This is a genomic window from Parafilimonas sp. (genome assembly GCF_047606085.1).
Taxonomy (GTDB): Bacteria; Bacteroidota; Bacteroidia; order Chitinophagales; family Chitinophagaceae; genus Parafilimonas.
Window position 1 is genome coordinate 1 of the sequence record NZ_JASGEX010000094.1, and the last position, 5,050, is coordinate 5,050.

5 protein-coding genes are annotated in these 5,050 nt (G+C 36.9%); 1 reads left to right on the forward strand and 4 read right to left on the reverse strand.

All coding sequences use genetic code 11. The annotated features are described in order from the left end of the window. Positions 1-164: 164 nt before the first annotated feature. The 4 genes from QM629_RS08265 to QM629_RS08280 form a co-directional block, all read right to left on the reverse strand. Positions 165-377, reverse strand: coding sequence for a hypothetical protein (locus tag QM629_RS08265; protein ID WP_415159061.1), 213 nt, complete (start codon positions 375-377; stop codon positions 165-167). Positions 378-476: 99 nt separating this feature from the next. Further along, positions 477-752 (reverse strand): hypothetical protein, encoded by a 276-nt coding sequence (locus QM629_RS08270; protein WP_415159063.1) that lies wholly within the window; start codon positions 750-752, stop codon positions 477-479. A gap of 491 nt (positions 753-1,243) precedes the next feature. Then, the gene (locus tag QM629_RS08275; protein ID WP_415159065.1) at positions 1,244-2,350 is read right to left on the reverse strand and encodes a hypothetical protein; all 1,107 of its coding nucleotides are present in this window, start codon (positions 2,348-2,350) and stop codon (positions 1,244-1,246) included. A gap of 499 nt (positions 2,351-2,849) precedes the next feature. Beyond that, positions 2,850-4,184: an ATP-binding protein gene (locus tag QM629_RS08280; RefSeq protein WP_415159067.1), complete on the reverse strand. Its 1,335-nt coding sequence runs from the start codon at positions 4,182-4,184 to the stop codon at positions 2,850-2,852. 718 nt (positions 4,185-4,902) lie between these two features. Here QM629_RS08280 and QM629_RS08285 point away from each other — a divergent pair. After that, on the forward strand, positions 4,903-5,025 hold the full coding sequence (locus QM629_RS08285; protein ID WP_415159069.1) for a hypothetical protein: 123 nt from the start codon (positions 4,903-4,905) through the stop codon (positions 5,023-5,025). Positions 5,026-5,050 lie beyond the last annotated feature (25 nt).

The window sequence follows — 5,050 nt, forward strand, 5'->3', positions numbered from 1 at the left end:
CCGTGCTTTAGCACGGTTATAGATGAGTTTCCATAGAAATAAGTGCCATCGGCACGGTGCATAATGTAACGAGCCGATGGCTCTCAACAACATTTTGATAGTTTCAAACGGGTTGAAACCCGTTTTTACAATATTTTTTCGAAGCTACGCTTCTTTTTATGCCTTTAAAATTTTAATGCGTCTGCCCTGAGCGAAACCCCTTTATATTGAGCAACGCCGGTTTGTATGTTTGCGCTATCAAGTCCAATGTACTCCTTCTTGTCAAAGTAGATAGTGAAACCTCTTGCGGTATCTGTTTGACTTTGGCTATTGTCTTTCTTGCAACTTAAACCGGTTATTTGCATTGCCATCAACAAAAAAAGTAGAAGTCTTTTCATTTTTTTATTAATATATAATTGTTTTTACAAGAGATAACGGCGAATGCCGTAGAAAATATTTTCCGGAAAAACAACCCGCCTTAATTGCTTTATTTCTTATTATTTTTTGTGATTTGCCACGCTATCATCATGATTTGCTACACTATCATTGTATTGTCGGAATTGCTTCCAATAATAACCAAACGAATCTCTTGAAGGCGCATTTTTTAATTTTTCAAGTAAACCGCTTTCCTGCGCTCGTTTTAAAAGCCCGGTAGAATCCTGAACTATAAAATCATCAATGTAAAATTTTTTTATTTCTTCCAGGCTTGACTGGGGAGGCAACACACAAGAATAGCCTATAATGAAAAAGCAAATGATTAATAATTTCCTCATAGAAAATAAATTTAATAAGCCGGGTCTAACACTATGATCAGAAAATTTTATTATTGCGGAAGTAAATTTAGTATTCTGGTAGTTCGGGTTTTTGTTCACAAATGAATTTACAATAGTAGAACCACCGCTTGCTGTAAGACAGAGGGTAACAACCTTTCAAAAGTTATCAATCCTTTACAACGCAACCCCTTATTGAAAACCTGTCAACAACTAACTCATTTTTTCAAGTTTTTGATACTGTCATTATATGTGATACTATCATGATAAGAATAGAATTGACGTAAATAATATCGTAACGAATCAGAGGAGGATGCGTTTTTTAGCTTTACTAAGAATCCGCTTTCACGTGCCTGTTTTGAAAATTCGGAGTCTTTCTCGATAAAATCGTCAACAAAGAATTTTTTTTGCTCTTCTAAAGTTTTGAGGTTCGGTGTCACACATGACGATATAAACAGTACCAGTGAAAAAAATATTTTTTTCATAATCATTAATTAGTATGCTATTCCATAGCTTACATTTATTGTGGGTGCTGCGGATTTGAAATTATTTATATTTACAATCAGTGGTAAATTCATGCTAAGATTTACAGAATTACTCCAAACCCAACTACCCTGAATCATAAAAGATAAATAGTTACTGCCATATTTAGGCTCGGGAACCTGTACAGGGGCCATTGAATAAGTTCCAATAGAAAGTCCATTTACCATAACACCAACTGTATTAGGTATCAATTTATAATTTTTATCTAATTGAAATGTGAATTTCATATTAAAATATATAAATGTCTTGTTATCAGTAACGTTCCAAAGTGTATGACTGTCAGGGTATTTTGTTATTGTAGGAACTAAGTTCGTATTGTTATAATTTGGATTTTTATCAACAAATGGATTTACAATAGTAGATCCGCTGCCTGCCGGTGCATATTTATCCCAATACGGGGAACTGTAGCTGCCGCCACTGCCATATCCTCCAGGGGTAGAAGGAGTAAAATAAACAATATCGCCGCCTCCATACGTATATAATAAACTATAGTATTGAATGTTAGAATCTGAGTTTACATAACAGTAAACTACTACAGGTGGTAGTGTAATTCCGCTCTCATTGTTACTTGTATCAGAAAGTTTGGAAATATTATTATCATTTACGTGACCATTAGTATATCCCTGAATATAAATTACCTTATTATTTTGTACGAATAGTTTTTTAAGAAGAATATTATCAACTGATCTAATCTCAATATTGCCATTAATATCTTTAAAAGATGTAACTTTTTCGGGCAAATTAATTGTAACCAAGTAAAAATTTTCCACGTGATCAATTACTGAATAGTACAATGCTTTTTGTGAATTCGTTTTATCTTGTACTCTTATTAAATTGTCAGGATGTGCTGCATCCAGAGATTGAATTGATGCATTTGCCCAGTCGAGATTAGAATACTGTGTCGCATCCATTTTATTTTGTAAAGATTTTTGCACATTTGAAACAAGTGCGTTGCTGTATTCCTGATTTAATAGTTGTCTCGAAGTTTCCTGTTTTTTACAAGAATAGAGAACGAAGTAAAAAATAATTACAAGTAAATAACTTAGATGTTTTTTCATAGTTAGAAAATTGAATTGAATGAAGCAGCACGAAAATATGTGTTAATTATTAACTAAAAAATCTAAAGCATGTCTATCTTTTAATGAATATTAATAATGTAAAAAACGGGCGCATTTCAACCTTTTGCAGGCGGGTGGCGACACCCATCTGTAGAGCCCGTTACCAGTCGGGGTCTCACTATTACCGTCAGCTTAAACCCGGAGAGTTTGAACAATGCCTGCAGCAGGCAGGTTTAAATAGCCGTGGGTGGAACGCACGGCAAAATGTCGAAATTTTTGTTGAATCCGCACGACGGATTCAATGTCAAAATAGTTCAATTTGTCCATCGGCACAACCGATGGCTATTCAGATGAGGCCCCATTCGGGGTCTTTTACGACTCGTGTTTCTTAAGTTGACGGCTATGCTATCTCACCGATCGGAAAGATGTATGAAGCGAAAAATTGAAATGCGCCCGTGTTTTCTTAAGCTAATGACATTGGCCTTACTGTGTAATTGCTTTAAGCAACCGTTCGCTCTGTTTTACGCAATTCCCTTTTAATACCTTCAACAATGTTTTTTTGCCTGATGAATGCATCGTTGGCCGCTATTGTTTTAAGCATGGCATAATGCATTACATTTAAAATGCCAGCGCCCGTCAGCTCATATTTACCGGCAATATCAGTTAACTCAAATTCGGGATCAATTTTTATACTCTCCGGCATTGATTTTTCCCAGAGCAGGAGCCTTTCTTTATTATCAGGCATGGGAAAATAAATGGTGGTATGAAAACGGCGCACAAAAGCGCTGTCAATATTATTCTTAAAATTACTGGCCAGGATGAGCAAGCCGGGGAAATCTTCTATGCGCTGCAATAAATAACTTACTTCCTGGTTGGCATAACGGTCGTGTGAATTTTGCACGCTCGTTCTTTTGCCGAACAAAGCATCCGCTTCGTCAAAGAATAATATCCAGTTCTTATGCTCTGCCTTTGAAAAAACTTTTTCAAGGTTTTTTTCCGTTTCACCGATATATTTTGACACCACCTGCGAAAGGTCAATCCGGTAAACATCCCTGTTAAAATGATTGCCCAGTAAAGTAGCGGTAAGTGTTTTTCCGGTGCCTGACGGGCCGTAAAACAAAACGCGGTAACCCGGTTTTATCTTCCTTTTCATCACTTCATCTTCCAGCAATTTTTCATTATGCTGCATCCAGATCATAATATCGTTTATCTGGCTGAAAGTTGTATGGTTTAAAACAGCATCTTCCCACTGCATTTTTGTGGTAATTCTTTTTGCCGGAAAATCGGGCCCGAACTTTATTTCAGTATCCGCACCGTTAATAAATGCGTTTATATATTCTTCGCCCAGCATAATTTTACCACTCATTAAAGGCTCGCCTTCTTTTACCTTTTCCAGTTGAATGATGCCTTCTTTTATAAGGCTGCTGTTATCCAGAAGCTGCTGTTGAATCCCTAATCTTTTTTCTATGTTATTGCCTGCCAGAATAAACTGAACGGTTTCGCCTGTGGGGAGCATGCTGCGCTGGCTGGCGCCCTTCACCCCTCCTATTTCGGCAAAATCGCCGCCCTGTGGCAAATACGGCTGAATGATGTTATCATAAAAATTTGGCTGCACATGCGGCATCAATGCAGTTAAAAAAATTACTTTCTCTTCAGTTGTAACGTCTTTACGTTCAAACAACTGATAGAATAAAGAGTTATCATTATACAGTGACAGGGATGGAAAGCTGGTTGCTGCAGATTCTGTTTTTCCAAAAAAAATATCAAGCCGCTGCTGCAGCAGGCTGGCAAGAAAATTTACAGAAGCGATAATATTGGAATAATCTGTTTTCAAAGTATTGTTTCTTGTGTTAAGGCATATTTAATGAAGGCGCTGAAACAAAAGCTTTCTGTTGCTATTGTTTGCTAAAGCTGGTGTTTTATTACTGGTTAGATTATTAAACATAAATTCATTTCAGCGGCACAGGCTTTAAATTATGGAGAAGGTTAGTGCTATAAATGTAGATATTTTATTGAATATGGCTGATGAGTTTTTTTATTATGTTGTCGTAGATGCCGGGCAAAATATAACACAGGCATGCAGTTTTTTAATCACCCAAATAAATCCCCGGCTAATTAATAATTTGAGGTGCCGGATCGTTTTATTTTAGCCCGGAGGGCCGGCATGTAAATAACCCTCCGCGTTGCGGAGGGAATACAGGGGCGGGCTAAAGAAATTACAGGTTTAAATAGCAAGTTTTATAACCAATGAAACCGAGCATGATAATTTTTCTCACACAGCCTGTCCCGAACCAGCTTCGGGAGGGGAATGTACATGGCGAGGTTCCATGAGACAACTGAAAAACAAATATGCACGAATGAAAATCAAACATAACGGAACAGAAGACCATATTCATTTTTTTCAGGCCTTCACCCATCAACATCACTTGCTGACTATATTAAAGACATAAAAATAGCCAGCAATGGCTGAATAAAAAGCAGCGGTTTATTTCCGGGTTTTAAAGGATGGCAGGACAATTATGGCGCTTTCACCTATTCGATAAAAGAAAAAGATGTCATTATCAATTATATCAAAAACCAAAAGCAGCACCATCAAAAAGAAAACATTCTATGATGAATTCAGGAGATTGCTTATAGAGAATGGTGTTGAGTTTAATGAAAGATACCTGCTTTAATCTGCTTCATTCAACCCCGCAGGCG